The following is a 26,288-nucleotide window of genomic DNA, read 5'->3' as shown; positions in this document are numbered from 1 at the left end:
AGGGACGGGGCGGCCCGCTGCGGACCTCACCTGTGGTCGCGCAGGAAAGCGGAGATGTCGGTGCGGGTCGGGTAGTTCCGCAGGGGCGACGTCTCGCCCTGGAGGAAGGCCGTGATGACGGCGGCGGCGCGCTGGTTGTTGTCGTCGAGTCCGTTCCACATGTGGTGCCCGACACCGGGCATGTATTGGGTCCGCTCGATGGCGGGGTCGGCAGCAAGGATGGCGGTCTCCCATTGGCGTACCTGTGACGAGCACTCGGCGATCATCAGCATCGCGGGGGTGCGGGAGCGATTCAGCTCGGAGGCGATGGAGGGTGAGTCCTTGATCGTCTGCATGATGCGGAGGCTCGCGGCGGTGCTGAAGGAGAAGTTCTCCGCGGTGTTCTCGGCAGGGATGCGGCCCGCGTCCCGCGCGCAGTAGGCGGAGGCGGTGTCGCTGCCGAGATCGGCGGCCTTGAACGCGTTGACACCTTCGGCCTGCGTGATCAGGCCGGTGTCGGGCGGGAGGAGCCCGAGTTGGATGAGGCCGAGCGCGACGGCGTACCGGGGGAAGCGGGTCGCCCGCGGTCCGGTCGGGGCCGGTGCGAGGCCACGCGCGGAGGGTCGTCCCTGCTGCCCACTGATCAGCGCGGTGGGGCCGTCCATGGGGCCGGGCTCGGCGATGATCGCCCGGTGCACGTGGAGGGCGACGTCCGGGGTGGCCAGGGCCCGGGTGAGCACGACCGCGCCCGAGGAGAATCCGAGGACGTCGACCGGGCCCTTGTTCAGGCGATCGATGAAGGCGGCGAGGTCGCGTACGGACCGGGAGATCGTGTACTGCTCCATGGGCAGCAGGTCGCTGCGTCCGCCGCCGGGCTGCTCGTAGGCGTACACGTCGTAGCCCTGTCCGGCCAGGAGCCGCAGGAATCGGTGGTCGAGCACGGAGATGGAGCGGACGGGTCCGCCGTGGAGGTACACGAGCGGTGTGGGGTGCCGGGGGGTGCCGTCGGCGGGGGGATAGTGGTAGACGGCGACCCGGCTTCCCGTGCTCAGGCTCCAGTGTCTCGTCGCGACGAATGGCAGGTCGGGCGGATACTGCCGGGTCGTGGGGGCAGTGGGGACGCAGACCGACGCCGTGAGCACGGCGGCGACGATCACCGGCGCGGAGGGCCACAGGCGGCCCGGCCAGGTACGGCCGCGGCCTCGCCACAGTGCGGCGATGATTCCGACTCCGAAGGTGGTCAGCCAGGCGGCGATCCCCGAGCGGGCGCCGTCCGTCAGGACGATCAAGGCGAGGAACAGCCCAGTCAGCCCCACGACGGCGAGCACGGCGAGGATCAGGCGGCCGATGAGGCGGAGGGGAGCGGTGAAAGGCATCGACAGTTTCCAAACGCTGTTTCAAAACGACGTTTGGAAACGCTACCAGCTCGGCTAGGCTGGTCGTCGTGGGAAGGCCGAGAACCAACGACGACACCGTGAAGGACCGCCTCATCGAGTCCGCGACCGAGATGTTCGCGACCCGTCCACGGGAGTCGATCACCGTCCGCGCCCTGGCCGCCGCCGCCGGGACCGCGACCGCCGCGGTCTACTCGCTGTTCGACGGCAAGGACGGGCTGATCGCCGAAGTGCGCGACAGAGCGGTCGCCGGGCTGTCCCAGGAGCTGTCGTCGGTGGCGTCCTCCGATGATCCCCTCGCCGACCTCTACGCGCTCGCGGTCGCGTACCGGCGGTGGGGACGTGAGCACTGCCACCTCTACACGGTGTTGTTCGGCGGCGTGCAGAGCTTCGACCCGTCCGGCGACGTGGGTGCCGCAGATCCCGTCAGGCCGCTCATCGAGGCGATAGATCGCGCTCTGTCGGCTTCCGCGCTCTCGGGCGACGCGACCTCCATCGCGCTCTCACTCTGGGTGACCCTGCACGGGCTGGTGACGCTTGAGCTGGCCGGGGCCCTCGACACCGCCACGGCCGAGACCACGTTCCGCTCGACGATCCCCGCCACGCTCCGCGGCTGGACCGTACACGCCTAGCGACATCTCCGATGGCATGCTGCCAAGGCCGCTTGCCGTACTGACATGTGCAAGCGCCTCAGACAGTCCAGCTGCCCCGAAGAGGGTCTTGACCAATTCAAATGAATGGTCGTTTAATTCGAGTATGGGACGCATTGCGGGCGTCTCCGCTGCCGAGACCCGCGAGCGGCTGCTACAGGCGGCCGCCGAGGTCTTCGCGGAGCGAGGCTATGAGGGCACCCGGGTGGCCGACATCGCGGCCGCCGCGGGTGTGAGCAACGGCGCGCTGTACGCGCACTTCTCCTCCAAGGCCGAGTTGCTAGCGGCCGCGTTGGAGGCGCACGGCAGGCCGGTCCTCGCCGACCTGCTGGCCGCCGATCCGAGCCGGTCGATCATGGACGTGCTGTTCATCGTCGGGCGGTGCCTGCCGCACGGCGACGACGACCACGGCCGGCTCGTCGTGGAGGCCCTGGTGGCGGCCACGCGCGATGAGGAGGTCGCCCGGCGCGTGCGCGGACACTTCGGCGAGAAGGCCGAATGGCTGACCTCGCTGGTGCGCACCGCCCAGGCCGGGGACGAGATCGACCGGACGCTGGCGCCCGACGCGATCGCGCACTTCTGCCTCCTGCTGGCCATGGGCAGCTCACTGGTGACCCAGGACCTGCACCCGGTCGGCGACGAGGGGTGGACGGCCCTGATCGCCCGCGTCCTGTCCGCGCTTGCCCCAACGGAGGCGACGAAACAGTAAGGAAGCAGGCAGTGAAGGTACACATCGATTCCGAACGGTGCCACGGGCACGGCCGCTGCTACGACCTGTCCCCCGGCCTGTTCGCCGAGGACGACGAGGGCTACGGCCAGGTTCTGGGCGACGGGTCCGTGTCGCAGGGCAACGAACCGGCCGCGCGCCGGGCGATGGCCAACTGTCCCGAACGCGCGATCGACCTGGATGGAGTGGCGCGATGACGGTGGACGAGCGTTTCGGCCAGAGCTTCGAGGATGAGCGCGCGAACCGCATGCTCACCGGCTACCGCAACGAGATCAACACCGATCCGGTCGCCGACTGGGCGACCGACTTCTCCCATGTCGACCCCGACTACGCGGCCGACCCCTACCCCATACAGGACGACCTGCGGGGACGCTGTCCCATCGCGCACACCGAGCGGTTCGGCGGCATGTGGTTCCCGACCCGGTACGAGGACGTGACGGCGATCGCCTACGACACCGACCGCTTCACCTCCCGGGCGATCATCGTGGGCAACGTCCGGCCTCCGCACGAACTGGCGCCGATCGGCGGCGCTCCCCCGATCTCCTCCGACCCGCCCTTCCACCACGACGCCCGCAAGCTGCTGCTGCCGGCCTTCACCAAGACCCAGGTCGCCAGGTACGAGCCGTCGACCAGGGCGCTGTGCCACGAGCTGATCGACGCCTTCGAGGGCCGGGACCTGGTGGACGCGGCCCGCGAGTACGCGCAGCTGATCCCGATGCGGGTCATCTCCGACATGCTCGGGTTCCCGCAGGAGGACTGGCCGAAGTTCCGCGAGTTCGTCGAGGGCGCGCTGGAGAGCATCAACGCGCCGCAGGAGGAGCGCATCGAGCGCTTCACCAAGATGTCGGACTACCTGCTCGCCCAGGTCCGCGACCACATCGACAACCCCCGCGACGACCTGACCAGCTACCTGATCAACGCCGAGCTGTACGGGCAGAAGCTGGATCCCGTGCACATCATGGGCACGATGAACCTGCTGCTGATCGCCGGCATCGACACCACATGGAGCGCGATCGGCGCCTCGCTGTGGCACCTGGCCAAGACGCCCGCCGACCGCGAGCGGCTGGTCGCCGAGCCGGAGCTGCTGCCGACGGCGATGGAGGAGTTCCTGCGCGCCTACGCCCCGGTCACGATGGCGCGGCTGGTGCGGGAGGACATGCACTGGCACGGCGTGGACATGAAGGCCGACGACTGGGTCCTGGTCCCCTTCCCCGCAGCCAACCGCGACCCTGAGCAGTTCGAGCGCGCTGACGAGGTCGTCATCGACCGCGAGGTCAACCGGCACGTGGCCTTCGGCCTGGGCATCCACCGGTGCGTCGGCTCCCACCTGGCCCGCATGGAGCTGCGGGTGGCCCTGGAGGCGTGGCTCGAGCGCATCCCGGCCTTCACCCTGGCCGACCCCTCCGAGGTGACCTGGGCGGCCAGCCAGGTCCGCGGCCCCCGGAGCCTGCCGCTGCACATCGGCTGATCACAGCCGCTCACCTTCACGGGTGAGCGGCTGTCTTCATCGGGCGAGGGTGTCGAGGAGCACGTAGAGCGCGTCAAGCACGAGCGTCACCCCGGCGGCCAGCGCGACGGTGAGACTGCCGAAGCGCGAACGACGCCGCTCCGCGCGCAGGTGCAGCAGCGCCTGCCGGTTGAGCGTGTAGAGCGTCAGCGCGGCCACGAACAACGCCCCGTTCATCGGCCCCACGCTCAACAGGGCGGCCAGTACGGCGAGCCCCGACAGCAGCGCCAGCGCCGACTCGAGCAGCTGGGCGGGCACCCTGCGCACCCCGATCCGCCGGTCGGAGGACCACACCCCGAACCGCGAGCACGTCGGCCGCCCCACGCAGCAGCCGGTGAGGAAGCACCCCAGCCTGCCGACAGCCATGCCGTACAGCAGGGCGGGCGCGGTGGTGTCGAAGTAGCCGCCCACGTCGGACCCGCGCAGGAGCAGCAGCGCGGGAGCCGCCACGATCACCCCGAGCACGAACCCCTGGACGGCCCAGCCTTCGGCGATCCGCCGGATGATCCAGCCGTCGCGCGGGCCCTCCTTCCTGCGCAGGATCAGGTACCAGGCCTTGCCTCCGATCACGCCGGCCAGGATGGACAGCAGCGAGACCGACAGCGGGCCGTCCACGCGCACGCCGAGCCTGGTGATCAGCACCGACTGCAGGACCAGCGCGAGGACCGCGCCGAGCAGGACGCAGATCAGCCAGCTGCCGGGCAGCAGCCCCGGCGGCCGGTACAGCGGGGCAAGGCGGGTCCTGACCGGGCCCTGCGGTGCGGGGAGGACCCGCCAGCGCGCCCACGACCAGCCCGCCCTGTGCACCGGAGTCCGCTGCCCGACCAGGTGGGCGCTCACCTCCCACTCCCCCGAGGTGACGCGGTCGACCTTGGAGGTGACGGCCACGGGACCGCTCCCGCCGACGACCTCGACGGTCTCCTCGCGCGAGAAGCGGTCCGTCGGCTGTTCCCTGCCGGTCAGCCCGAGCCGCCGCCCCGACAGCCGCAGCGTGACCCGCCCCGATTCGACCGGTTCGAACCAGTGCGTGATGGCGACGACCTCCTGCAGCTGCTGCTCGAACTCCGCATCGGGCGGTCGTTCCACGGGGGCGGGAGGGAGCACGAGCTCCTTGCGCGGCAACGGCACCGCGTTCGGGGGAAGGTGGAGCGCCCCGGCGAGGGCGCCCTGGGTCGGCTTCTGCTGGCGCCCGCGCGCCTTCTTCTTTGCCACACAGACATACTATGCAACTTAGTAGATAGGTTCGCCGAGTACGGCGCAGAGCCTGGCGACCTCCTCCTCGGTGTTGTAGTAGTGCACGGAAGCGCGTACCAGCTCCCCGAGCCCGCGATCGGTCATGTCCAGCAGCGTCGAGGGCGCGCGTGACACGTTGACGTTGATCGACCGGGCCGTGAGCCGTGCCTTGAGCTCGTCGGCGGGCCTGCCGTCCAGCGTGAAGGTGACGATGCCGCAGCGCTCGGCCCCCTGGTCGCGCACCTGGCAGCCGGGCAGGTCCGACAGCCGTTCCCGCAGGTGGTCCGCCAGGGCGTAGACCCGGTCCCTGATGTCGTCCAGGCCCCAGGCCAGCGCCTCGTCGATGGCCCCGCCCAGGCCGAGGCGGGCGGCCACGCCGTACTCCCAGCTCTCGAAGCGGCGCGCGCCCGGCTGCACCTCGTAGTGGCCCGGCGCGACCCAGCGGGCCGCGTGCAGGTCGAGGAAGGGCGGGTCGAGCCGGTCGAGCGCGGACCGCCGGACGTAGAGCAGGCCCGTGCCGCGCGGGGCGCGCAGGTACTTGCGGCCGGTGGTGGACAGCAGGTCGCAGCCGATGCGCGCGACGTCGACCGGCAGCTGGCCCACCGACTGGCAGGCGTCGAGCAGGTACAGCGCGCCGACCTCGGCCGCGACCTTGCCCACCTCGGCGGCCGGGTTGACCAGGCCGCCGTTGGTGGGGACGTGGGTGAGCGAGATGAGCCTGACCCGCTCGTCGGCCATGTCGCGCAGCGCGTCGACGGAGATCTGGCCGAGGCCGTCGTTGGGCACGACGTCCACGCGCACGCCGTGCCGCTCGGCGACCTGCAGGTAGGCGATGAAGTTGCTGGCGTACTCGGCCTTGCTGGTCAGGATGCGGTCGCCCCGGCGCCAGGGGATCGCGTAGAAGGCCAGGTCCCAGGCGCGGGTGGCGCTGTCGACGAGCGCGATCTCGTCGGGCGAGCAGTTCAGCAGCCTGGCCGCGGAGGAGTAGACCGCGGCGAGACGGTCGGCGGCCCGCGCCGCCGCCTCGTATCCGCCGATGTCCGCTTCCAGCAGTAGATGGTCGACGACCGCGGACAGCACCCCCTGCGAGGGCAGGGACGCCCCCGCGTTGTTGAAATGGGCGACATTTCCGACGCCGGGCGTCGCCTCCCGGGCCTTGGCGACGTCGATCACGAGGCCACCAGCCGCAGGAAGGCCCGCACCCGCGGATGATCCGGCGAGGTGAAGAAGTCCGACGGCGGCCCCTGCGAGATCACCGTGCCGCCGTCCATGAACACCACCCGGTCGGCCACCTCCCGCGCGAACGCGGTCTCGTGCGTGACCACCACCATCGTCATCCCCTCCCGCGCGAGCTCGCGCATCACCTGGAGCACCTCGGCGTGCAGCTCGGGGTCGAGCGCCGAGGTCGGCTCGTCGAACAGGATCACCTCGGGCTCCATGGCCAGCGCCCTGGCGATCGCGACCCGCTGTTTCTGGCCGCCCGACAGCTTGGCCGGGTAGCAGTCGCACTTGTCGGCCAGCCCGACCCTTTCCAGCAGCTCCCTTGCCCTGGCCGCCGCCTCGGCACGCGCGACCCGCCGTACGGACACCGGGCCTTCCATGACGTTCTGCAGCGCGGTCAGGTGCGGGAAGAGGTTGAACTGCTGGAAGACCATGGCGGTACGGCGGCGCAGCTCGCGGACCTGCTTGGCCGGCAGGCGCCCGCCGCAGGCCAGCGAGGTGCCGCAGACGCTGACCGTGCCCGCCTCCGGCTCCTCGAGCAGGTTGAGGCAGCGGATGAGCGTGGTCTTGCCGGAACCCGACGGGCCCATGACCACGACCACCTCGCCCCGCGCGACGTCCAGGTCGACGCCGTTGAGCACCCGCAGGTCGTCGAAGCTCTTGCGCAGCCCGCGAACACTGACGATCATGCGTAGGCCCTCCTCATCCGCTTCTCCAGCACCTGCTGGCCGAGCTGCAGCAGCGTGTTGACCATCCAGTACAGGAGGCCGACCAACAGCAGCGCCTCCATGTAGCGGAAGGTCGAGGTGCCGATGCCCTCGGCCACCCTGGTCAGCTCGACGACGGTGACCGCCGAGGCGAGCGAGGTGTCCTTCATCAGCGCCACGAACCTGCTGCCGACGGCCGGGGTGGCGATCCTGATCGCCTGCGGGAAGATGATCCTGCGCAGGGTCCGCCAGTACGGCATCGCCATCGAGGCGGCCGCCTCCCACTGCCCCTTGTCCACGCCGAGCACCCCCGCACGGAAGTTCTCGCTCAGGTAGGCGGCGCTGAACAGGGTGAAGGCGATGATCGCCGACGGGATGGGGGGAATCTCCAGCCCGAGCTGCGGCAGCCCGAAGTAGACGATCATGATCTGGATGAGCAGCGGCGTGCCGCGGAAGATCGACACGTAGGCGGCGGCCAGCGCCCGCAAGGCGCGGCTGCCCGAGATCCGGGCGAGGGTGACCAGGCCTCCGACGGCGCTGCCGAGGACGAACGAGACCACGCCCAGCATGATCGTGACGCCGAGCCCGGTGAGCAGGTCGGGCAGGAAGTCGGCCAGGAGGTCCATCAGACCCCCTTGAGCTGCTCGGCCATGTCCAGGCCGCCGAGCCACTTCCTGGAGATCGCGGTCAGGGTTCCGTCGGACATCATGTCGCCGAGCGCCTTGTCGACGGCCTGTTTGAAGGCGGTGGATCCCTTGGCGAAGGAGATGCCGTTGACCTCCGACTCCAGCAGCGGGCCCGCCGGCTTGACGGCCAGGCCGTTCTTCTGCGCGAGGAAGGCGCCCTGGAAGCGGGAGACCAGCGCCGCGTCGGCCCGCCCCCTGCCCACCTCGGTCAGGCCGAGGGTCGCGTTGTCGTAGGTCTTGATGTCGGCCTCGGGGATCGACTTCTTGGCGAAGGCGGCCTGGGTGGTCCCGGCGGTGACCGCGACCTTCTTGCCCTTCAGGTCGGCGACGCCGGTGATGGGCGAGCCGTCGGCCACGAAGATGGAGATGCCGTTGACCTCGTAGGGGCGGGAGAAGTCGACCTGCTTCTTCCGTTCGTCGGTGATGGTCTGGCCGGAGATGACCGCGTCGAACCTGCCTGCCTGGACGCCGGCGATGAAGCTCTGGAAGTTCGACGGGACGAACTCCACCTTCGCGATGCCCAGCCGCTTGGCCAGCTCGTTGGCCACGTCCACGTCGTAGCCGGCGGGCTTGCCGTCCTCCAGGAAGTTCCACGGCGGGTTGGCCTGGGTCTGCGCGATGCGGATGACGCCCGCTTCCTTGACTCGTTGCAGGAGGTCGCCCTTCGCCTGGCCGGATCCGCATCCGGCGACCGCGACGACCAGGACGATGAGGAATAGTGGGGAACGGACCATGGCTGGACCCTTCATACCTCTGGGGGGTACTTGCTTCGGCCAACCGTCTCTCCAGCGGACGTTTACGTCAAGTACCCCCAAGGGGTAATTTTCGGGCAAGCCCTATTTAGGCATGTCTGCCGCGATCATGGGTGCAGCTCCTTGACGATTCCGGCGAACTCCGCGGGAAAGTTCGCTCCTCCGGTACGGGTGAGGCCGCCCACCTCGGCGCCACGCACCCAGATCCGGCGCCGCCGTACGGTCAGCGACAGCGTGAGCCCGAGCGTGGCGGCCACCGCGGAGGCCAGCGCGAGCGGCCGGAACGGGTCGTAGGCGATCTGCAGCGTGATCCACTTGCGCAGGCCGGTGAACTGGACGGATCCCACGCCGCCGGGCAGCGCGAGCCGCTCCCCCGGCGCGAGCGGCCGGACGGACCCCATCAGGACCGGCTTCAGCCTGTCGGCGGTGAGCTGGTAGACCGACTGCGGCCTGCCCGAACCCATCCCCAGGTCGCCGGTGAAGGCGGCGTAGACCTGCACCACCGGGTTGGCGGCGCCGGGAAAGACGGAGACACCGTTCAGCTCGGTGGGCAGGAACCTGGCCAGGATGCCCAGTTGCGTGGGCCGGGCGTCGGGCACCTTGATCACGCAGCCGGAGGTGAACGTGCGCAACTGCTCCACCAGGCACGGCACCGGGCCGTCGAAGGCCACCTGGCCGCGGCCGTCGAGCACCTTGAACACCGGCGCGTAGCCATTGCCCAGCAGGTAGGTCATCGTGCCGTTGACGTCGAGCGGCTCGTTGACCTTGAGCGTGAAGTCCCGCGGCGCCGCGCCCGGCCGATCGGTGACCTTGAGCCTGGCAGCGTAGTCGGTCGCCTGCCCCCTCTTGTCGCCCTGGGCGATGTAGGAGACCTCGAACCGGTCGAGCGTGATGGTGAAGGGCTCAAGGCCGCCCACCCGCGTGCCCGGGATGTACCTGTCGAAGCCGGACACGGTGTTGGCGAACTGGTTGCCCTCGACCAGCAGCACGTTGCCGCGGTAGCCGTACGTGCCGCCGAGTCCGAAGGCGATCAGCAGCCCGACCAGCGAGAGGTGGAAGATCAGGTTGCCCGTCTCCCCCGCGCGGCCCTTCTCGGCCGCCAGCCATCCGGGACCCTCGACCACGCGGAACCGCCGCCTCCTGAGGAGCTTCACCGCTCCCGCCAGATCCGCCTCGGCCGCGAGCTCGGCGTGGTGGGGCAGCCTGCCGAGATTGCGCGGCGCCGGCGGCGGTTTCCTCCTGAGCTCTTTGGCGTGCGCCAGCGCGCGCGGGACGAGGCAGCCGATCAGCGACACGAAAAGCAGCAGGTAGACGGCGGCGAACCAGGGGGCCTTGAACACGTCGAACAACCACAGCCGGTCCAGCCACCTGGCGAGCTCCGGGTCGGCGGCGAACCGCTGGGCGACCATCGGGTCCGAAACTCCCCGTTGCGGTACCAGCGAGCCGGGCACCGACGCCAGCGCGAACAGGAACAGCAGCACCAGCGCCGTCCGCATGGACGTCAGCGTGCGCCAGAACCATCTACTAAATGCCATAGTAGATAAAGGTATCGACGAACCCTCAAGGGGTGATTATTGGGTGGCATCCGCTCTTGGGTGGTGGTTAGCCTGAGGGTCCGTCTACTTGTCGAGAGGGTGTTTTATGTTCCTGCCCGCGCCGAGCGTGCCTCGCCGTACCGCGTAACCGTTCGGTCCTGACCGTCGAGGTCGCTCGGCCTGCTCTTGCTGTCATGTACGGATTTCTCAGCAAGGAGCAACCCGGGTGTCCAACACCAACAACACCCTGAAGATCGGCACCTTCACCTGCGTACGGTGCGGTCTTACCGTGTCCGGCTTCGCCGCCGACGGCACGAGGCGTAACCACTGCCCGTCGTGCCTGCACTCCCTGCACGTCACCGACCACGTCGAGGGCGGGCCGAGCGAGTGCCACGGCCGGATGACGCCAATCGCCATCGCGGTGCTGCGCACCGGCGACTGGATGGTCATCCACCGCTGCGTGCGCTGCGACGAGCTCACGTCGAACCCGGTCTGTTCGGACGACAACCAGCTCATTCTCATGCGCATGGCGGTACGGCCGCTGGCCGAGCCGCCGTTCCCGCTCGAAGTGTTCGGCGCGCTGTGATGCCACGTCGAAGCAAGCCACGCAGGCAACGCAAGGACAACCGGACAACCGACTTCCGGTGCGTCGGCTGCCGGCTGCAGGTGTCCATGGACGCGCCGGGCACGGCGCACCGCAACCACTGCCCGAACTGCCTGACCAGCCTGCACGTCGACCGGCGCGTTCCCGGTGACCGCGCCTCGGACTGCCACGGCCGGATGGAGGCACTGGGCATGTCCGTGCGGCCGGACGGCGAGTGGATGATCATCCACGAATGCCTGTCCTGCGGCGAGCTCAGCGCCAACCGCATCGCGGGTGACGACAACGCGCTGGCCGTCCTGCGGCTGGCGCTCAAACCGCTCAGGGACACCAGCATCGCCGGCCGCGCGCTGCTCACCCTGTGAACCGTGGCCCCGGGGACACCCCCGGGGCCACGATAGGGTCCATTCCGGACGTACCACTTCCGGATTGGCGGACGCATGAGTCCAACGGCAAGGGCGCTCGTCGCCCTGGAGGTGATCCAGGCCGTCCCCGGCATCACCGCGGACCGGCTCGCCGGCAAGCTCGGCGTCACCGAGCGGGCCGCCCGCCGCTACGTCGGCATCCTGCGCGAGGCCGGCATCCCGGTCGAGGCCACCCGCGGGCCGTACGGCGGCTACCGGCTCGGCCGCGGCCTGCGGCTCCCGCCGCTGATGTTCAGCGGCGCCGAGGCGCTCGGGCTGGTGATGGCCGTGCTCGACGGCCACCACGACGCGGGCGATCCCACCGACCCGGTCGGCAGCGCGCTCGGCAAGATCGTGCGGGCCCTGCCGGAGCAGGTGGCCGCCCAGGCCGAAGCGGTACGGCGGGCCACCGCGCCCGCCCCCGACCGCGCCGCCGCCCGCCCGGACCCCGCGGCCGCCGCCGCCCTGGTGCAGGCCTCCTCCGACCAGCGGCGGGTGCGCCTGGAGTACCGCTCCGAGGTGGGGACGGAACGCGTCATCGAGGCCGACCCGTGGGCGGTCGTCGTCCGCCACGGCCGGTGGTACCTGCTGTGCCACTCCCACACCTCGAACGCGCGGCGGGCCTACCGGATCGACCGCGTCCACGCTGTGGAGCCGCTGGAGGACACCTTCGTCCCGCCCGTCGGCCTGGACGCCGTCGCCGAGCTCGAGGACCACCTGGCCGTCGGCTGGGAGTACGAGGTCGAGGTCATCATCGACGCGCCCGCCGACACCGTGGCCCGCTGCCTGCCCAGAGCCGCGGGACGGCTCGAACCCGTCGACGCCACAACCACCCGCCTCGTCGGCAGCACCAGCAACCCGGCGTGGTACGCCGAGCAGCTCGCCACCATCCACGCGCCGTTCCGCATCGTCGGCTGCCCCGAACTCCAGCGCGCCGCGCGCGCCCTCGGGCAGCGCCTGCTGGACTCCTGCCCTTGAGCCCTTGAGCCCTTGAGCCCTTGAGCCCTTGAGCCGCGGTACGGCCGGCGCCGGCCGTACCGCGGGTCAGTCGAGCATGGCGGCGGTCACCGCGGGGCCGTGGCGTTCCGCCCAGTCGGCGAGGGCGAAGATCGGGACCAGCAGGTCCCGCCCGGCGGGGGTCAGCCCGTACTCGACGCGGGGCGGCGCCTCGGCGTAGCGGCGGCGTTCGACCAGCGTGAGCCGCTCCATGCGGCGCAGGGTCTGGGTGAGGACCTTCTGGCTGACCCCGCCGATCTGTTTGCGCAGGTCGCCGGGGCGCATCGGGCCGTCGCGGAGCATGTAGACGATCACCGGAAGCCAGCTGCTCGCGAACAGGTCCGTGGCCAGGCGCGCGGGGCAGTCTGCCTCGAACGCGCCGTACGGGGTGAACTCCGGGGCGGTCTGTGCGGGCATGCGGCGATTCTTCCCGTTCCGTTGCGAACCTGGAGGTGCCTTTCGGCCTCCCTACTGTGCTGACCCGAGGCGCGGTGCGGCAAGCCCGCGCGATTTCAGCCAGATGAGGAGTCGGGTCGACGATGCGTGTGGGAATTCTCGGTGCGGGAGCGATGGCGGTGGCGCTCGGCGGCGGCTGGGCGACGGCCGGGCACGAGGTGCTGGTCGGCGCGCGGGATCAGGACAGGGCGGGCAAGGCCGCCGGGAGCATCGGGGCGGGCGCCCGGGCGGGCACGCTGCGCGAGGCGGCCGGGTTCGGCGAGGCGGTGCTGCTGGCCGTTCCCGCGGCCGCGGTGGCGGACGTCCTGGCGGCGTGCGGCGGCGCGCTCGACGGGCGGACGGTCATCGACTGTACCAACGCCTTCCAGCCGGACCAGGCGGCGCCGGGCGGGGTGATGGCGTTCGTGCTGTCGGAGGAGGCGGTCGCGGAGAAGGTGGCCGCGCTGGCGCCGGAGGCGCGCGTGGTGAAGGCGTTCAACCTGTGCGCCGCGGAGGTGTGGGCGGCCTCGGAGGTCCGCCTGTTCGAGGGGCGGCGGCTGGCCGTACCGCTGTGCGGCGACGACGCGGTCGCGCTGGACCTGACCGCCGGGCTGGCCACCGACCTCGGCCTGCACCCGGTGCGCGCCGGCGGGCTGAACCGGGCCAGGTATCTGGAGGCCACCTCGGTGTTCGTGGTCAGCCTCTGGTTCGCCGGTCACGACGCCCGCGCGATGTTCCCGCCGCTGGAGCACACCTTCGCGGAGGCGGACTGACGTTTGGGTGGTTTGCGGCGCTGGGATACTCGATGGCGTGTCTTCGGCTATCCCGGCGAAGCGGCTCGTCAGGCGCGGGCGGCCCGGCTACGACCTCGAGTCGTTGCTGGCCGTCGCCGTGACCGTGTTCAACGAGCGCGGATATGAGGCCACCAGCATGGAGGCGGTGGCCAAGCGGCTCGGCATCACCAAGTCGGCGATCTACCACCATGTCGGCAGCAAGGAAGAGCTGCTCGGGCTGGCCGTCGACCGGGCGCTCGACGGGCTCTTCGAGGCCGCCGACGAGGCGCGGGCCTCGCCGGGGCGGGCGATCGACCGGCTGGAGTCGCTGGTCGACCGCAGCGTGCACGTGCTGGTCGAGCGGCTGCCGTTCGTCACACTGCTGCTGCGGGTCCGCGGCAACACCGAGGTGGAGGTGCGGGCGCTGAACCGCCGGCGCGAGTTCGACCACCTGATCGCCGACCTCATGCGGCAGGCGCAGGAGGAGGGCGACCTGGCCTCCGGGGTGGATCCCGACCTCGGGGCGCGGCTGCTGTTCGGCATGGTCAACTCCCTGATCGAGTGGTACCGCCCGTCGCGCCACATCGACGCCGACGCCCTGGCCGACGCCGTCTGCCGCACCGCCTTCCACGGCCTGCGCGCCTGACCGATCACAACGGCCTTCAGCCGGTCGAGGCGGGGCGGGGGTCCTGCACGGCCGGTTCGGGGACGGGTGGCTTCCGGTGGCGGGCGGCGGCGGGGGTCATGAGGAGGACGAGCAGCCCGCAGCCGGCGACGAGCAGCCAGCCGGGCCGTGACGCCTCAGCGAGACGCGCGGGCGAGACGTCGGCCACGATGCTGCCCGCGACGGCGATGCCGAGCGCCGAGCCGAGCTGGCGGGCCGTGGAGGTGATCCCGGCGGCGACGCCGGCGCGGGCGGGCGGCAGGCCGCTGACCGCGGTGTTGGTGATCGGCGCGTTCGCGAACCCGAACCCGATGCCGACGAGCAGGTAGGCGAGCGCCAGCCACCGGACGTCGGTCTGATCCCCGATGCCCACGAGGCAGAGCCCGCCGGCCGCGATGAACCCCCCGGCGAGCATCAGCGGCGGCCGCGCTCCGAACCGCCCGACGAGGATCCCGGAAAGCGGCGCGCACACGGTCGCCGCGACGGCCATCGGGAGCGTGACGACCCCCACGGCCACCGGGCTCATGCCCCGGGAATGCTGGAGGTAGAGGGTGTTGAGCAGCAAGGTCGCGCTGAGGGCGATGAACACCACGACCGCCCCGACGACGGCGGCGACGAAGGGCGGCCGACGGAACAGCAGCGGATCCACCAGCGGCTCGGCCCGACGCGACTCGACCCACCCGAAGGCGGCCGCGGCCACGGCGACGGCCAGGTAGCCGGTGAGAGCCGCGGGCGAGCCCCACCCGAGATGCGGCCCCTCGATCAGCACCGCGACCGAGCAGCCGACCACGACGATCAGCAGCGACTGACCCGGGCCGTCGAGCCGGCGCGGCCGCTCCGCGCGGGACTCGGGGACGAAGAGCGCGGTCAGCACCAGCGCCACGGCGACGACCGGCACGTTGATCCAGAAGACCGACCGCCAGCCGAGAGCCGAGACGAGAGCGCCGCCCACGAGGGGCCCCGCCGCCATGCTGACGCCGAAGACGGCCGCCCACACGCCGATCGCGCGCGCCCGCTCCTTCGGCTCGGTGATCACGTTGACGACGATCGCGAGCGCCACCGGGCTGAGCATCGACCCGCCGACGCCCTGCACCGCGCGGGCCGCGACCAGCACACCGATGCTCGGCGCGAGCGCGCACGCCACGGACGCGACGGCGAAGACGACCAGCCCGATCCGGAACACGCGTCGCCGTCCGATGCGGTCGGCCAGCGCGCCGGACGAGATCAGCAGGCCGGCCAGCACGATCGTGTAGGCGTCGACCGTCCATTCCAGGCCGCGGGTCCCGACGTGCAGGCCGGCGCCGATCGACGGCAGGCCGACGTTCACGATGGTGGTGTCCAGTCCGACCAGGAACAGGCTCAGGCAGCAGATCGCCAGCACCGTCCAGCGCCTTTCCGCGCCCATGGTCACTCCTTCACAGATGTAGGTGGAATCGGACACCCAATGTCGGGCCTGGGACAGCAGGTCCGGTAGGAAATTTGCAAGAACCGCAAAAGACCGGGGCAAACTAGTAGATATGGACGCAGAACTGGAGCAGACGCTGGCCGCCATCGGGCCGCGGCTGCGCGCACTGCGCCGCGACCGCGGCATGACCCTCGAGGCACTGTCGGCCGCGACCGGCATCTCGGTGAGCGGCCTGTCGCGGATCGAGTCCGGCAAGAGACGCCCGACCCTCGAACTGCTCATCCCGCTCGCGCGGGCACACCGTGTGGCGCTCGATCAGCTCATCGCCGCCCCGTCGACCGGCGACCCGCGGGTTCACCTGACCCCGAAACGGCACCGCCGCAACGGGAGCGCCCTCGTGCCGCTGACGCAGTACCCGGGACGTCTGCAGGTCTTCAAGCAGGTGATCGCGCCCGAGCCGCGCAGGCTCGTCGCCCACACCGGCTACGAATGGCTCTTCGTCCTGGCCGGCGAGCTGCTGCTCGTCCTCGGAGAGCGCGAGCTGACGCTGCGTCCCGGCGAGGTTGCCGAGTTCGACACGGCCCAGCCGCACTGGTTCGGCCCCAGCGGCGACCGCCCCGTCGAGATCCTGCACATCCACGGCCCGCAGGGCGACAAGGCCCGGGTCCGTGCGCACCTCGACTGAGCAGCGTATGAGGCCGTTGCGGGAGCTTCGGACCTCCCTGGGCAGATAAAGGTCTTGTTGCGCCTCTTGACGGCTCCGCAGAAGCGTTGGTGCAATGTCACACCTCACTACAAGCGAGGAGCCGCACATGCGTGCCATCCCTCTGAAGTCTTTCGCGGCGCTCGCCGTCCTTGCTGTCCTGGCGACCGGATGCGGTCAGGGTCTGCTCGGCGGCGGTGACAAGGGAGGCGACAAGGAAGCCCCGATCGTCCTCGGCATGCTGATCCCGCAGTCGGGCAGCGAGGCCGCCATCGGTCCCTATATGAGTAACGCGGCGCAGCTCGCGATCGACGAGATCAACGCCAAGGGCGGCGTGCTCGGACGCAAGCTGGAGCTGAAGACCGCCGACGACGCCTGTGACGCGCAGTCGGCCACGGCCGGCGCCAACAAGCTGGTGACCGAGGGCGTGAACGTCTCGGTGGGCGGCTACTGCTCCGGCGCCACCCTGCCCACGCTGCCGATCTTCGGCAAGTCGAACATCCCGATGATCATCCCGGCGGCCAACTCCCAGGAGCTGGTCGACCAGAAGCTCAAGCACGTCTTCCTGATCAACGGGACCGGCTCCCAGCAGGCGGCCGCGGCCCAGAAGTGGATCGCCAAGCAGGGCGGCACGAAGGTCGCGCTGATGCACGACAACACCAGCTACTCCAAGGACATCGCGCTGCGCACCCAGGCGCTGCTCGGCGCCCAGGCCGTGACCGTCGAGGCGGTGACGCCCAAGGAGAGCGACTACAGCGCCAACATCACCAACGTGCTGGCCAAGAAGCCCGACTTCATCTACTGGACCGGCTACTTCCAGGAGGGCGGGCTCATCATCCGCCAGCTCCGCCAGGCCGGCTACAAGGGCTCGATCATCGTCGGCGACGGTTCGGTCTCGGCGAAGCTGGCCGAGATCGCCGGAGGCGACGCCGCCGAGGGCGTCTACGCCACGATGACCCAGACCCCCGACACCATCGAGGGCGCCCAGGGATGGATCGAGGCGTACAAGAAGAAGTTCAACGCCGCGCCCGGCCCCTACTCCAACCAGGCCTACGACGCCGTACGGCTGGCCGCGGAGGCGATCAAGAACGCGGGCGGCACCGACGGCGCCAAGGTCATCGCCGCGCTCGAGGCGATGGACGGGTTCCAGATGTTCTCCGGGCCGCTGAAGTTCACGCCCGAGCACACGCTGTCCAACGGGGGCTTCCAGATCCTCGTCGTCAAGAACGGCGCCTTCACCCTGCAGGACTCGCTCAAATGACGCAGCTCGTCTGGAACGGCCTGTTCGTCGGATCGTTCTACGCCCTGGTGGCCTTGGGCTACAGCATGGTCTACGGGATCATCAAGCTGCTCAACTTCGCCCACGGCGACCTGTACATGCTCGGCGCGTTCACCGGCTTCGCCGTTCTCGGCGCCGTCGGTGGCGTGCCGCAGGCGATGGCGCTGCCGGTGCTGCTGGCCGTACTCCTGGTCACGATGGGAGTCACCGGCCTGGCCGGGGTGGCGCTCGAGCGGGTCGCCTACCGGCCGCTGCGCCGGGCGCCCCGCCTGTCGCTGCTGATCACCGCGGTGGGCGCGTCCTTCGCCCTGGAGTACGGCATGCGCGCCGGCGCCGGCGCCGACCCGCAGGTCTACCCGGTACGGCTCGGCGGCACGTCGCTGCACGTGCTCGGGGCCACCCTGACGCTGCAGCAGTTGGTGCTGATCGGCGTCGCCGTGCTGCTCATGGCCGGGCTGAACCTGCTGGTCACCAGGACCCGTGAGGGCCGGGCCATGCGGGCCATCGCGCTCGACCCGCGCACCAGTTCGCTGATGGGCATCGACGTGAACGCGGTGATCTCCAGGACCTTCTTCCTCGGCTCGGCCCTGGCCGGGGCCGCCGGGGTGATGGCCGGGGCCTACTACGGGAAGATCGACTTCCTGATGGGCTTCCTGATCGGGCTCAAGGCGTTCACCGCCGCGGTGATCGGCGGCATCGGCAACATGACCGGCACCATGCTGGGCGGCCTGCTGCTCGGGCTGCTGGAGTCGTTCGGCACGTTCTGGCTGGGCGGCGAGTGGCGCGACGTGTTCGCCTTCGGGGTGCTGATCCTGTTCCTGACCGTGCGGCCGACCGGGCTGCTCGGCGAGCGCGTCACGGAGCGCGTATGACGACGACCCAGACCCGCCGCGTCGGCACGGACAAGCCGCCCACGCTGGCCTCGCGGCTGATGAGCAACAGGTGGGCCGGACTGGCCGGTGTGCTGATCGCGGTTCTCGCGCCGTTCGTCATCGCCACGCCGTACGCGCTGTCGGTGATGACCAGCGCTGCCATCTTCGTGATGCTGGCGGCCGGGCTGAACATCGTGGTCGGCTACTGCGGCCTGCTCGACCTGGGGTATGTCGCCTTCTTCGCGGTCGGCGCGTACACCAGCGGGGTGCTGGCCACCAGGCTCCACCTGCCCCTGGTGGCGACCGTGCCCGCGGTGCTGGTGGTCACGGTGATCGCCGGCATCGTCATCGGAGCGCCCACCCTGCGGCTGCGCAGCGACTATCTGGCGATCGTGACCCTCGGCTTCGGCGAGATCATCCGGATCACGGCCAACAACCTGGACGTCACCGGCGGCCCGTCGGGCATCTACGGCATTCCCGGCCTGGCCGGCAATCCGGTGGTCTTCTACTACGTGACCGTGGCCGTCGTCTGCGTGGCCGTGCTCGGCGCGGCGCGGCTGGGCAGGTCCCGGCTGGGCCGGGCCTGGCGGTTCGTCCGCGAGGACGAGGACGCCGCCGAGGCCATGGGGGTGCACACCTACCGGGTCAAGCTCGCCGCCTACATCGCCGGGGCGATCTGGGGCGGCCTGGCCGGGGTGCTGTTCGCCGCCCAGCTGTCGGCGATCTCCCCGACGAGCTTCACGTTCCTGCAGTCCGCGCTGGTCCTGATGGCCGTCGTGCTGGGCGGCATGGGCTCCATCCCCGGCGTCGTCGTCGGCGCCATCGTGATCAGCCTGCTCCCCGAGGTGCTGCGCGACCTGGCCGACTACCGCTTCTTCCTGTTCGGGATCCTGCTCATCGTCGTCATGCTCCTGCGCCCGCAGGGCCTGTGGCCGGCCCGATCGAAGGAGACGGTCAAATGAGCCTGCTGAGTGTCGAGGACCTGCGCCTGTCCTTCGGCGGGCTGGTGGCCATCGACGGGCTGAGCTTCTCGGTGAACGAGGCGGAGATCATCTCCGTCATCGGGCCCAACGGCGCGGGCAAGACCTCGGCCTTCAACTGCACCACCGGCTTCTACAAGCCGACGGCCGGCCGGATCACCTTCAGGGACAGCAGCATCCGCGGGCTGCGGCCCTCGGCCGTGGCCCAGCTCGGCATCTCGCGCACCTTCCAGAATCTGCGCCTGTTCGGCGAGCTGTCGGTGCTGGACAACGTGCGGGCCGGAGCGCATCTGTGGCTCAAGCAGAACATCTTCGACGCGCTGCTGCACACGCCGCGCTACCGCCGCTCTGAACGTGAGTGCACCGAGCAGGCCAACCACTGGCTCGACTTCGTCGGCCTGCGCGGCGACCGGTACGGCGCGGCCCGCAACCTGCCCTACGGCGAGCAGCGCCGTACCGAGATCGCCAGGGCACTGGCACGCCGTCCCGACCTGCTCCTGCTGGACGAGCCCGCGGCCGGGCTCAACCACGCGGAGAAGGCGGAGATGCTCGACCTGATCAGGCGCATCCAGGCCCTGGGCGTCGCCATCGTCCTCATCGAACACGACATGGGGCTGGTCATGGAGGTATCGGAACGCGTGGTCGTGCTCAACTTCGGCCGCAAGATCGCCGACGGCCGTCCCGATGACGTCCGTCGCGACCCTGCCGTCATCGAGGCCTACCTCGGGAGCGACGCCGATGCTTGAGATCCGCGGACTCGATGTCCACTACGACGGCATCCACGCCCTGCGCGGCCTGTCGCTCACCGTCGAACCCGGCGAGATCGTCGCCCTGCTCGGCAACAACGGCGCCGGCAAGACCACCACGCTGTCGGCCGTCTCGGGGCTGGTGCGGTCCAGCGACGGCTTCGTCACCTTCGACGGCAAGGAGGTCACGCGCGACAAGCCGCACCGGATCGCCGCCCGCGGCCTGGTGCACGTCCCTGAGGGGCGCAGGATCTTCAGCACGCTCACCGTCCACGAGAACCTGCAGCTCGGCGGCTACCTGGTCCGCGACCAGGCGGAGATCCGCAGGCGGATCGACCACGTCTACGAGCTGCTGCCCCGGCTGGCCGAGCGGCGCGCCCAGCAGGGCGGCACGCTGTCCGGCGGCGAGCAGCAGATGCTGGCGATCGGCCGGGCCCTGGTCACGGGACCCCGCATGCTGCTCCTGGACGAGCCGTCGATGGGGCTGGCCCCGCTGGTGGTCGCCTCGGTCATGAAGCTCATCGCGGACATCAACCGGGAAGGCGTCTCGGTCCTGCTGGTGGAGCAGAACGCCACCGCCGCGCTGCGGATCGCACACCGGGGATACGTGATCGAGAACGGCACCTGCGTCCTGGACGGCCCCGCCGGCGAGCTCCGCGAGGATCCGCGCGTGGCCGAGGCGTACCTGGGCGGCGTCTGACGCGGCGATGACACCTTCTTGATCGCATCCGGCGATTACCGTCACCGGAAGCCGAGCAGGTCGCCGGAGGACCACGTTCCCGGTGGATGCAGAAGGTGACGCCATGCCCAAATACATGATCCAGGCCACCTACACGGCGGAGGGCCTGAAAGGAGTCCTGCGAGACGGCGGGACCGCGCGACGCCAGGCGGTGGACCGCATGGTGAGCAGCCTCGGCGGCACGGTCGAGCAGATGTACTTCGCGTTCGGGGACAACGACGTCTTCCTCCTGGTCGACCTGCCCAGCAATGCCGACTCGGCCGCCCTGAGCCTCACCGTTTCCGCGGCGGGCGGAGTGCGGACGAAGACCTCGGTGCTCCTGACGACGGAGGAGATCGACGAAGCCGCGAGAAAGCAGGTGGATTACCAGGCCCCTGGCGCGTGACAGCGGCCCCCTTGCCTACTGACCGAATGGTCGGTAGAAAAAGGGGGTCTTCTGCCGTGTTGGAGGGGCTATGTCCGAGGTGTTCCTGGTTGGTGGAGTCCGCACGCCGCAAGGAAACGCTGGCCGGAGGCCGCGCCGACGATCTGGCCGCCCTGGTGGTCCGTGAAGCGGTCGCGCGAAGCGGCGTGCCGGGCACGCCGACAGCGACGCCTTCGCGCTGCGCAGCCACCAGCGCGCCGTCGCGGCCATCGACGCGGGCCGGTTCGAGGCGGAGCTCGTGCCCGTCGGGGACGTGCGCGTCGACGAGGGGCCGCGTCTGATCTCAGCTCCCCGGCGACAACGGGTTCTCAAGCGCCATCCGGGCGCGTTACCATAACTGACCGAATGGACAGTCAGTAATTCGGGAAGGGGCAGCTCCTATGACCGCTCTACGCAGCTACGTATCCGGGGCCTGGCACACGCCCCCGGACGAGGGCGCGCCGGTGCACGACGCGGTGACCGGCGAGCAGATCGCCCGCGTCTCCTCGACCGGCGTGGACTTCGCCGCGGCGCTGGCCTACGGCCGCCGCCAGGGCGCCGAGCTGCGCCGCCTGACCTTCCACCAGCGGGCCGCCCTGCTGAAGGCGCTGGGCTCCCACCTACGCGAGCACCGCGACGAGCTGTACGCGCTCGAGGCCCGCGCCGGCGCGACCAAGGGCGACGCGTGGATCGACGTCGACGGCGGGATCGGCACGCTGCTGTCCTACTCGAGCAAGGGCCGGCGCGAGCTGCCCAACGCGGACACCCTCGTGGAGGGCGAGCCGGAGGTGCTCGGCCGGGGCGGCACGTTCGCCGGCCGCCACCTGCTCACGCCGCTGCGGGGCGTCGCCGTGCAGATCAACGCCTTCAACTTCCCCGTCTGGGGGCCGCTGGAGAAGCTCGCCCCGGCGTTCGTGGCCGGGGTGCCCAGCCTGATCAAGCCCGCGAGCCAGACCGCGTACCTGACCGCGCGGCTGGTGGAGCTGATCGTGGAGTCCGGCATCCTGCCCGAGGGCTCGGTGCAGCTCGTCTGCGGGGACGTGGGCGACCTGTTCGAGCACCTGACCGAGCAGGACCTGGTGGGGTTCACCGGGTCGGCGTCGACCGCGCGCCGGCTGCGGACGCACCCGGCGGTGGTGGAGCGCGCCGTACGGTTCAACGCCGAGGCCGACTCGCTGAACTGCTCGATCCTGGGCCCCGACGGGGACGTCGACCTGTACGCGGCGCAGCTGGTGACCGAGATGACCGCCAAGGCCGGGCAGAAGTGCACGGCGATCCGCCGCGCGTTCGTCCCGCGCGAGCGCCTGGCGGAGGTGACCGAAGCGGTGCGCGCCCGCCTGGAGCAGGTCGTGGTCGGCGCGCCGCTGGCCGAGGGCGTGACGATGGGGCCGCTGGTCAGCCTGCGCCAGCGCGAGGAGGTGCGCGCCGCGGTGAAGGCGCTCGGCGGCGAGCTGCTGTTCGGCGACCTCGACCAGGTGCGGGTGGTGGGCGCGGACGCGCAGGCCGGCGCGTTCATGTCGCCGATCCTGCTGGCGGGCGACCCCGACAGGGCCGAGCCGCACGAGATCGAGGCGTTCGGGCCGGTCAGCATGCTCATGCCGTACGGCTCGGCCGAGCAGGCCGTCGACTACGCCGCCCGGGGACGCGGCAGCCTGGTCGGGTCCATCGTCACCGAGGATCCCGGCTTCGCCCGTGAGGTCGTGCTCGGGCTGGCGCCCTGGCACGGCAGGCTGCTGGTGCTCGACCGGACGGACGCCAAGGAGTCGACCGGCCACGGTTCGCCGCTGCCGATGCTGGTGCACGGCGGTCCCGGCCGCGCGGGCGGCGGCGAGGAGCTGGGAGGCGTGCGGGCGGTCAAGCACCACATGCAGCGCACCGCGCTGCAGGGCTCCCCCGACGTGCTCACGGCCGTGACCGGCGTGTGGACGCCGGGAGCCAGCCGCTCCGAGGACGTGCACCCCTTCCGCAAGAGCCTGGCCGAGCTGCGCATCGGCGACACGGTCACCGCGGGGCCGAGGCGGGTCACCGACGAGGACGTGGCGCACTTCGCCGAGTTCACCGGCGACACCTTCTACGCCCACACCGACGAGGCGGCCGCCGCCGCCAACCCGCTGTTCGGCGGCATCGTGGCGCACGGCTACCTGGTCGTCTCCTTCGCCGCCGGGCTGTTCGTGGCGCCCGAGCCCGGCCCGGTGCTGGCCAACTACGGGCTGGAGAACCTGCGGTTCCTCACCCCGGTCAAGCCGGGCGACGAGCTGACGGTGACGCTGACGGCCAAGCAGATCAGCCCGCGCGAGAACGCCGACTACGGCGAGGTCCGCTGGGACACCGACGTCACCAACCAGAACGGCGAGTCGGTCGCCAAGTACGACGTCCTGACCCTGGTCGCCAAGGAGGCGAGGTGAGCACGTTCGACGAGGTGATCGCGGCGGACCGGCGGGTCGAGCCGCGCGACGACATGCCCGACGGCTACCGGAAGACCATGATCCGGCAGATCGCCCAGCACGCCCACTCCGAGATCATCGGCATGCAGCCCGAGGGCGAGTGGATCACCAGGGCCCCGTCGCTGCGGCGCAAGGCGATCCTGCTGGCCAAGGTCCAGGACGAGGCCGGGCACGGCCTGTACCTGTATTCGGCCGCCGAGACCCTCGGGGTGGACCGCACCGACCTGACCGAGCGGCTCATCAGTGGCCGCCAGAAGTACTCCTCGATCTTCAACTACCCCACGCTCACCTTCGCCGACGTCGGGGTGATCGGCTGGCTGGTGGACGGCGCCGCGATCTGCAACCAGGTGCCGCTGTGCCGCAGCTCCTACGGCCCGTACGCGCGCGCCATGATCCGCATCTGCAAGGAGGAGTCCTTCCACCAGCGCCAGGGCTACGAGCTGCTGATGACCATGATGCGGGGCACCGAGGCGCAGCGCGCCATGGTGCAGGACGCGGTGGACCGCTGGTGGTGGCCGTCGCTGATGATGTTCGGCCCGCCCGACGGCGACTCGCCCAACAGCGCGCAGTCCATGGCGTGGAAGATCAAGCGGCACAGCAACGACGAGCTGCGCCAGCGCTTCGTGGACATGACCGTCCCCCAGGCCGAGCGGCTCGGCGTCACGCTGCCGGATCCCGAGCTGCGCTGGAACCAGGAGCGCGGGCACCACGACTTCGGCACCCCCGACTGGGACGAGCTGCGGCGGGTCATCTCCGGCGGCGGCCCCTGCAACGCCGAGCGGATCGCCCGCCGGCAGGCCGCGCACGAGGAGGGCGCCTGGGTCCGCGAGGCCGCCGAGGCGTACGCGGCCAAGCACGAACGGAGGCGAGTGGCATGACCTGGCCGCTGTACGAGGTGTTCATCCGGGGCAAGCGGGGACTCAACCACGTCCACGTCGGCTCGCTGCACGCGCCCGACGACGAGTCGGCGCTGCACAACGCCCGCGACCTGTACACGCGCCGCAACGAGGGCGTGAGCATCTGGGTCGTCCGCTCGGCCGACATCATCGCCTCCAGCCCGGACGAGAAGGACGCCTTCTTCGAGCCGAGCGGCGACAAGGTCTACCGGCACCCGACCTTCTACGCCATCCCCGACGACGTCCCGCACATCTAGGGAGTGGTGAGGTGAGCTTCGACAACGCCTACGAGGCCCTGGACCAGGACGGCGGCGCCCACTGGGCCTTCGGGACCGGCTTCGCCGACCCGCTGGCGGGCATCCCCGCGCCCCCGGCGGGTCCGGAGCTGGCGGCCCGCTGCCTGGCCCTGGGCGACGACGCGCTGATCATGTCGCACCGCGTCCAGCAGTGGTGCACCCGCGCCCCCGAGCTGGAGGACGAGGTCGCCCTGGCCAACATCGCCCTCGACCTGCTCGGCCAGGCCAGGCTGCTGCTGTCGCGCACCGGCGGGGACGAGGACGCGCTGGCCTTCCTGCGCGATCCCGCCGAGTTCCGCAGCGTCGCCCTGGTCGAGGCCCCCCACGGGGACTTCGCCGACCTGATCGCCCGGCTCCTGGTCTTCTCCACCTGGCGGCTGGCGCTCCTGCGCCGCCTGGCGGACGACGCCGACGAGCTGCTGTCCGCCATCGCGGCCAAGGGCGTCAAGGAGGTCACCTACCACCGCGACTACGCCGCCCGCTGGACGCTGCGGCTCGGTGACGGCACCGACCACTCGCACGCCCGCGCGCAGCAGGCCGTGGACGCCCTGTGGCCGCTGGTCGGCGGGCTGTTCACCGACGACGAGATCGGCCTGGACCCGGCTGCGCTGCGCGCCGAGTTCGACGCCGTCATCGCCGAGGTGCTGCACGCCGCCACCCTGACCGTCCCCGCCGACGCCCCCGGTGAGCCGGTACGGCGGGGCCGCCACGATCCCGCGCTCGCCTCCCTGCTGGAGGAGATGCAGGGCGTCGCCCGAGCACTGCCGGGTGCGACGTGGTGAGGGCCGCGGAGGTCGCGGCGGCAGTCGTGGATCCGGAACTGCCCCAGCTCACGCTCGCCGAGCTGGGCGTGCTCCGCGACGTCAAGGAGGACGCGGGCCGCGTGACCGTGTGGATCACGCCGACGTACACGGCCTGCCCCGCGCTGGGCGCCATGCGCGACGATCTGGTGCGCCGGCTCGGCGAGGCGGGTTACGACGAGGTCGACGTGCGGGTGGCGCTCTCCCCCGCGTGGAGCTCCGACTGGATCAGCGAGTCGGGCCGCCGCAAGCTCGCCGAGGCCGGGATCGCTCCCCCGGGTCCCGCGCCGCACCGCGCGGGGCCGATCCCGCTCACGCTCGGGCCGTCGCGGCGGGCGAACTGCCCGCAGTGCGGCTCGGCCGACACGCTTGAGCTTTCCGAGTTCGGCTCCACGGCCTGCCGCGCGTTGCGCCGCTGCCGCTCATGTGGCGAAACCTTCGACCACTTCAAGGAGATCTGA

The 26,288-nt window shown here is 70.9% G+C and carries 30 protein-coding genes and 1 pseudogene; 22 read left to right on the top strand and 9 right to left on the bottom strand.

Translation table 11 applies throughout. The annotated features are described in order from the left end of the window. Window positions 1-26: 26 nt before the first annotated feature. Window positions 27-1,355: an alpha/beta hydrolase gene (locus tag KIK09_RS38345; RefSeq protein ID WP_214324380.1), complete on the bottom strand. Its 1,329-nt coding sequence runs from the start codon at window positions 1,353-1,355 to the stop codon at window positions 27-29. Between the two features lie 68 nt (window positions 1,356-1,423). Between KIK09_RS38345 and KIK09_RS38340 the strand changes: the two genes are divergently transcribed. From KIK09_RS38340 to KIK09_RS59550, 4 genes are all read left to right on the top strand, one after another. Further along, window positions 1,424-2,005, top strand: a complete 582-nt coding sequence (locus KIK09_RS38340) for a TetR-like C-terminal domain-containing protein (RefSeq protein ID WP_214324379.1) — start codon at window positions 1,424-1,426, stop codon at window positions 2,003-2,005. 124 nt (window positions 2,006-2,129) lie between these two features. After that, window positions 2,130-2,732: a TetR family transcriptional regulator gene (locus KIK09_RS38335; RefSeq protein ID WP_214324378.1), complete on the top strand. Its 603-nt coding sequence runs from the start codon at window positions 2,130-2,132 to the stop codon at window positions 2,730-2,732. Window positions 2,733-2,743: 11 nt separating this feature from the next. Beyond that, entirely contained in the window at window positions 2,744-2,947 is a 204-nt protein-coding gene (locus KIK09_RS38330) for a ferredoxin (RefSeq protein ID WP_214324377.1), read from the top strand. Next, window positions 2,944-4,218 (top strand): cytochrome P450, encoded by a 1,275-nt coding sequence (locus tag KIK09_RS59550; RefSeq protein WP_214324376.1) that lies wholly within the window; start codon window positions 2,944-2,946, stop codon window positions 4,216-4,218. Before KIK09_RS38330 ends, KIK09_RS59550 begins: the two co-directional genes overlap by 4 nt. A gap of 36 nt (window positions 4,219-4,254) precedes the next feature. Here the strand turns inward: KIK09_RS59550 and KIK09_RS38320 are convergent, their stop codons facing one another. The 6 genes from KIK09_RS38320 to resB form a co-directional block, all read right to left on the bottom strand. Further along, the gene (locus KIK09_RS38320; RefSeq protein WP_214324375.1) at window positions 4,255-5,469 is read right to left on the bottom strand and encodes a prolipoprotein diacylglyceryl transferase family protein; all 1,215 of its coding nucleotides are present in this window, start codon (window positions 5,467-5,469) and stop codon (window positions 4,255-4,257) included. Between the two features lie 18 nt (window positions 5,470-5,487). Continuing rightward, the gene (locus KIK09_RS38315; protein WP_214324374.1) at window positions 5,488-6,663 is read right to left on the bottom strand and encodes an aminotransferase class V-fold PLP-dependent enzyme; all 1,176 of its coding nucleotides are present in this window, start codon (window positions 6,661-6,663) and stop codon (window positions 5,488-5,490) included. After that, entirely contained in the window at window positions 6,660-7,400 is a 741-nt protein-coding gene (locus tag KIK09_RS38310; protein WP_250574450.1) for an amino acid ABC transporter ATP-binding protein, read from the bottom strand. Before KIK09_RS38310 ends, KIK09_RS38315 begins: the two co-directional genes overlap by 4 nt. Next, window positions 7,397-8,044 (bottom strand): amino acid ABC transporter permease, encoded by a 648-nt coding sequence (locus KIK09_RS38305; RefSeq protein WP_214324373.1) that lies wholly within the window; start codon window positions 8,042-8,044, stop codon window positions 7,397-7,399. The genes KIK09_RS38310 and KIK09_RS38305 overlap by 4 nt, the downstream gene beginning before the upstream one ends. Continuing rightward, window positions 8,044-8,838, bottom strand: coding sequence for a transporter substrate-binding domain-containing protein (locus tag KIK09_RS38300; RefSeq protein WP_214324372.1), 795 nt, complete (start codon window positions 8,836-8,838; stop codon window positions 8,044-8,046). The genes KIK09_RS38305 and KIK09_RS38300 overlap by 1 nt, the downstream gene beginning before the upstream one ends. 125 nt (window positions 8,839-8,963) lie before the next feature. Continuing rightward, complete coding sequence (resB, locus tag KIK09_RS38295; RefSeq protein ID WP_214324371.1) at window positions 8,964-10,391, bottom strand: cytochrome c biogenesis protein ResB; 1,428 nt, start codon at window positions 10,389-10,391, stop codon at window positions 8,964-8,966. 226 nt (window positions 10,392-10,617) lie between these two features. On the opposite strand from resB, the gene KIK09_RS38290 reads away from it, so the two are divergent. The 3 genes from KIK09_RS38290 to KIK09_RS38280 all read left to right on the top strand — a co-directional run bounded on the left by KIK09_RS38290 (window position 10,618) and on the right by KIK09_RS38280 (window position 12,374). Beyond that, window positions 10,618-10,977: an RNHCP domain-containing protein gene (locus KIK09_RS38290; protein WP_214324370.1), complete on the top strand. Its 360-nt coding sequence runs from the start codon at window positions 10,618-10,620 to the stop codon at window positions 10,975-10,977. Continuing rightward, window positions 10,977-11,357 (top strand): RNHCP domain-containing protein, encoded by a 381-nt coding sequence (locus KIK09_RS38285; protein ID WP_214324369.1) that lies wholly within the window; start codon window positions 10,977-10,979, stop codon window positions 11,355-11,357. Before KIK09_RS38290 ends, KIK09_RS38285 begins: the two co-directional genes overlap by 1 nt. Window positions 11,358-11,432: 75 nt before the next feature. Beyond that, window positions 11,433-12,374, top strand: a complete 942-nt coding sequence (locus KIK09_RS38280) for a helix-turn-helix transcriptional regulator (RefSeq protein ID WP_214324368.1) — start codon at window positions 11,433-11,435, stop codon at window positions 12,372-12,374. 66 nt (window positions 12,375-12,440) lie between these two features. Here the strand turns inward: KIK09_RS38280 and KIK09_RS38275 are convergent, their stop codons facing one another. Further along, on the bottom strand, window positions 12,441-12,809 hold the full coding sequence (locus KIK09_RS38275; RefSeq protein WP_214324367.1) for a winged helix-turn-helix transcriptional regulator: 369 nt from the start codon (window positions 12,807-12,809) through the stop codon (window positions 12,441-12,443). 122 nt (window positions 12,810-12,931) lie between these two features. Between KIK09_RS38275 and KIK09_RS38270 the strand changes: the two genes are divergently transcribed. Further along, window positions 12,932-13,600: an NADPH-dependent F420 reductase gene (locus KIK09_RS38270; RefSeq protein ID WP_214324366.1), complete on the top strand. Its 669-nt coding sequence runs from the start codon at window positions 12,932-12,934 to the stop codon at window positions 13,598-13,600. Between the two features lie 37 nt (window positions 13,601-13,637). Continuing rightward, window positions 13,638-14,246 (top strand): TetR-type transcription factor C-terminal domain-containing protein, encoded by a 609-nt coding sequence (locus KIK09_RS38265; protein WP_308164568.1) that lies wholly within the window; start codon window positions 13,638-13,640, stop codon window positions 14,244-14,246. Between the two features lie 16 nt (window positions 14,247-14,262). Here KIK09_RS38265 and KIK09_RS38260 read toward each other — a convergent pair whose 3' ends face one another. After that, entirely contained in the window at window positions 14,263-15,669 is a 1,407-nt protein-coding gene (locus tag KIK09_RS38260) for an MFS transporter (RefSeq protein ID WP_250574449.1), read from the bottom strand. Between the two features lie 112 nt (window positions 15,670-15,781). Here KIK09_RS38260 and KIK09_RS38255 point away from each other — a divergent pair, with 112 nt between their 5' ends. The 13 genes and pseudogenes from KIK09_RS38255 (at window position 15,782) to paaD (ending at window position 26,288) form a co-directional block, all read left to right on the top strand. Then, complete coding sequence (locus KIK09_RS38255) at window positions 15,782-16,354, top strand: XRE family transcriptional regulator (protein ID WP_214324365.1); 573 nt, start codon at window positions 15,782-15,784, stop codon at window positions 16,352-16,354. A gap of 127 nt (window positions 16,355-16,481) precedes the next feature. Beyond that, window positions 16,482-17,633 carry a branched-chain amino acid ABC transporter substrate-binding protein gene (locus KIK09_RS38250; protein WP_214324364.1) on the top strand — a complete coding sequence of 384 codons (1,152 nt, stop codon included), beginning with the start codon at window positions 16,482-16,484 and terminating at the stop codon, window positions 17,631-17,633. Continuing rightward, window positions 17,630-18,523, top strand: a complete 894-nt coding sequence (locus tag KIK09_RS38245; protein WP_214324363.1) for a branched-chain amino acid ABC transporter permease — start codon at window positions 17,630-17,632, stop codon at window positions 18,521-18,523. Before KIK09_RS38250 ends, KIK09_RS38245 begins: the two co-directional genes overlap by 4 nt. Beyond that, the gene (locus tag KIK09_RS38240; protein WP_214324362.1) at window positions 18,520-19,485 is read left to right on the top strand and encodes a branched-chain amino acid ABC transporter permease; all 966 of its coding nucleotides are present in this window, start codon (window positions 18,520-18,522) and stop codon (window positions 19,483-19,485) included. Before KIK09_RS38245 ends, KIK09_RS38240 begins: the two co-directional genes overlap by 4 nt. After that, window positions 19,482-20,249: an ABC transporter ATP-binding protein gene (locus KIK09_RS38235; RefSeq protein ID WP_214324361.1), complete on the top strand. Its 768-nt coding sequence runs from the start codon at window positions 19,482-19,484 to the stop codon at window positions 20,247-20,249. Before KIK09_RS38240 ends, KIK09_RS38235 begins: the two co-directional genes overlap by 4 nt. Continuing rightward, window positions 20,242-20,949 (top strand): ABC transporter ATP-binding protein, encoded by a 708-nt coding sequence (locus KIK09_RS38230; protein WP_214324360.1) that lies wholly within the window; start codon window positions 20,242-20,244, stop codon window positions 20,947-20,949. The genes KIK09_RS38235 and KIK09_RS38230 overlap by 8 nt, the downstream gene beginning before the upstream one ends. A gap of 103 nt (window positions 20,950-21,052) precedes the next feature. After that, window positions 21,053-21,373, top strand: coding sequence for a GYD domain-containing protein (locus KIK09_RS38225; RefSeq protein WP_214324359.1), 321 nt, complete (start codon window positions 21,053-21,055; stop codon window positions 21,371-21,373). A gap of 208 nt (window positions 21,374-21,581) precedes the next feature. Then, a pseudogene (locus KIK09_RS59545) lies at window positions 21,582-21,749 on the top strand (thiolase family protein); the annotation flags it as partial. 43 nt (window positions 21,750-21,792) lie between these two features. After that, complete coding sequence (gene paaZ, locus KIK09_RS38215; protein WP_214324358.1) at window positions 21,793-23,796, top strand: phenylacetic acid degradation bifunctional protein PaaZ; 2,004 nt, start codon at window positions 21,793-21,795, stop codon at window positions 23,794-23,796. Next, window positions 23,793-24,713, top strand: a complete 921-nt coding sequence (gene paaA / locus KIK09_RS38210; protein ID WP_214324357.1) for a 1,2-phenylacetyl-CoA epoxidase subunit PaaA — start codon at window positions 23,793-23,795, stop codon at window positions 24,711-24,713. The genes paaZ and paaA overlap by 4 nt, the downstream gene beginning before the upstream one ends. Next, window positions 24,710-24,988: a 1,2-phenylacetyl-CoA epoxidase subunit PaaB gene (gene paaB, locus KIK09_RS38205; protein ID WP_214324356.1), complete on the top strand. Its 279-nt coding sequence runs from the start codon at window positions 24,710-24,712 to the stop codon at window positions 24,986-24,988. The genes paaA and paaB overlap by 4 nt, the downstream gene beginning before the upstream one ends. A gap of 11 nt (window positions 24,989-24,999) precedes the next feature. Next, window positions 25,000-25,809, top strand: coding sequence for a 1,2-phenylacetyl-CoA epoxidase subunit PaaC (gene paaC / locus KIK09_RS38200; RefSeq protein ID WP_214324355.1), 810 nt, complete (start codon window positions 25,000-25,002; stop codon window positions 25,807-25,809). Next, entirely contained in the window at window positions 25,806-26,288 is a 483-nt protein-coding gene (paaD, locus tag KIK09_RS38195) for a 1,2-phenylacetyl-CoA epoxidase subunit PaaD (RefSeq protein ID WP_308164565.1), read from the top strand. Before paaC ends, paaD begins: the two co-directional genes overlap by 4 nt.

Source organism: Nonomuraea sediminis (assembly GCF_018531495.1).
GTDB lineage: Bacteria > Actinomycetota > Actinomycetes > Streptosporangiales > Streptosporangiaceae > Nonomuraea > Nonomuraea sediminis.
This window is presented reverse-complemented; position numbering and strand designations above follow the sequence as displayed.

What these genes read in the sequence shown, in the direction of transcription:
- KIK09_RS38345 (WP_214324380.1), bottom strand. Translation starts at nt 1,355, where the DNA reads ATGCCTTTCACCGCTCCCCTCCGCCTCATCGGCCGCCTGATCCTCGCC.
- KIK09_RS38335 (WP_214324378.1), top strand. Translation starts at nt 2,130, where the DNA reads ATGGGACGCATTGCGGGCGTCTCCGCTGCCGAGACCCGCGAGCGGCTG.
- KIK09_RS59550 (WP_214324376.1), top strand. Translation starts at nt 2,944, where the DNA reads ATGACGGTGGACGAGCGTTTCGGCCAGAGCTTCGAGGATGAGCGCGCG.
- KIK09_RS38310 (WP_250574450.1), bottom strand. Translation starts at nt 7,400, where the DNA reads ATGATCGTCAGTGTTCGCGGGCTGCGCAAGAGCTTCGACGACCTGCGG.
- KIK09_RS38305 (WP_214324373.1), bottom strand. Translation starts at nt 8,044, where the DNA reads ATGGACCTCCTGGCCGACTTCCTGCCCGACCTGCTCACCGGGCTCGGC.
- KIK09_RS38300 (WP_214324372.1), bottom strand. Translation starts at nt 8,838, where the DNA reads ATGGTCCGTTCCCCACTATTCCTCATCGTCCTGGTCGTCGCGGTCGCC.
- resB (WP_214324371.1), bottom strand. Translation starts at nt 10,391, where the DNA reads ATGGCATTTAGTAGATGGTTCTGGCGCACGCTGACGTCCATGCGGACG.
- KIK09_RS38285 (WP_214324369.1), top strand. Translation starts at nt 10,977, where the DNA reads ATGCCACGTCGAAGCAAGCCACGCAGGCAACGCAAGGACAACCGGACA.
- KIK09_RS38280 (WP_214324368.1), top strand. Translation starts at nt 11,433, where the DNA reads ATGAGTCCAACGGCAAGGGCGCTCGTCGCCCTGGAGGTGATCCAGGCC.
- KIK09_RS38275 (WP_214324367.1), bottom strand. Translation starts at nt 12,809, where the DNA reads ATGCCCGCACAGACCGCCCCGGAGTTCACCCCGTACGGCGCGTTCGAG.
- KIK09_RS38270 (WP_214324366.1), top strand. Translation starts at nt 12,932, where the DNA reads ATGCGTGTGGGAATTCTCGGTGCGGGAGCGATGGCGGTGGCGCTCGGC.
- KIK09_RS38260 (WP_250574449.1), bottom strand. Translation starts at nt 15,669, where the DNA reads ATGGGCGCGGAAAGGCGCTGGACGGTGCTGGCGATCTGCTGCCTGAGC.
- KIK09_RS38255 (WP_214324365.1), top strand. Translation starts at nt 15,782, where the DNA reads ATGGACGCAGAACTGGAGCAGACGCTGGCCGCCATCGGGCCGCGGCTG.
- KIK09_RS38250 (WP_214324364.1), top strand. Translation starts at nt 16,482, where the DNA reads ATGCGTGCCATCCCTCTGAAGTCTTTCGCGGCGCTCGCCGTCCTTGCT.
- KIK09_RS38245 (WP_214324363.1), top strand. Translation starts at nt 17,630, where the DNA reads ATGACGCAGCTCGTCTGGAACGGCCTGTTCGTCGGATCGTTCTACGCC.
- KIK09_RS38240 (WP_214324362.1), top strand. Translation starts at nt 18,520, where the DNA reads ATGACGACGACCCAGACCCGCCGCGTCGGCACGGACAAGCCGCCCACG.
- KIK09_RS38235 (WP_214324361.1), top strand. Translation starts at nt 19,482, where the DNA reads ATGAGCCTGCTGAGTGTCGAGGACCTGCGCCTGTCCTTCGGCGGGCTG.
- KIK09_RS38230 (WP_214324360.1), top strand. Translation starts at nt 20,242, where the DNA reads ATGCTTGAGATCCGCGGACTCGATGTCCACTACGACGGCATCCACGCC.
- KIK09_RS38225 (WP_214324359.1), top strand. Translation starts at nt 21,053, where the DNA reads ATGCCCAAATACATGATCCAGGCCACCTACACGGCGGAGGGCCTGAAA.
- paaZ (WP_214324358.1), top strand. Translation starts at nt 21,793, where the DNA reads ATGACCGCTCTACGCAGCTACGTATCCGGGGCCTGGCACACGCCCCCG.
- paaB (WP_214324356.1), top strand. Translation starts at nt 24,710, where the DNA reads ATGACCTGGCCGCTGTACGAGGTGTTCATCCGGGGCAAGCGGGGACTC.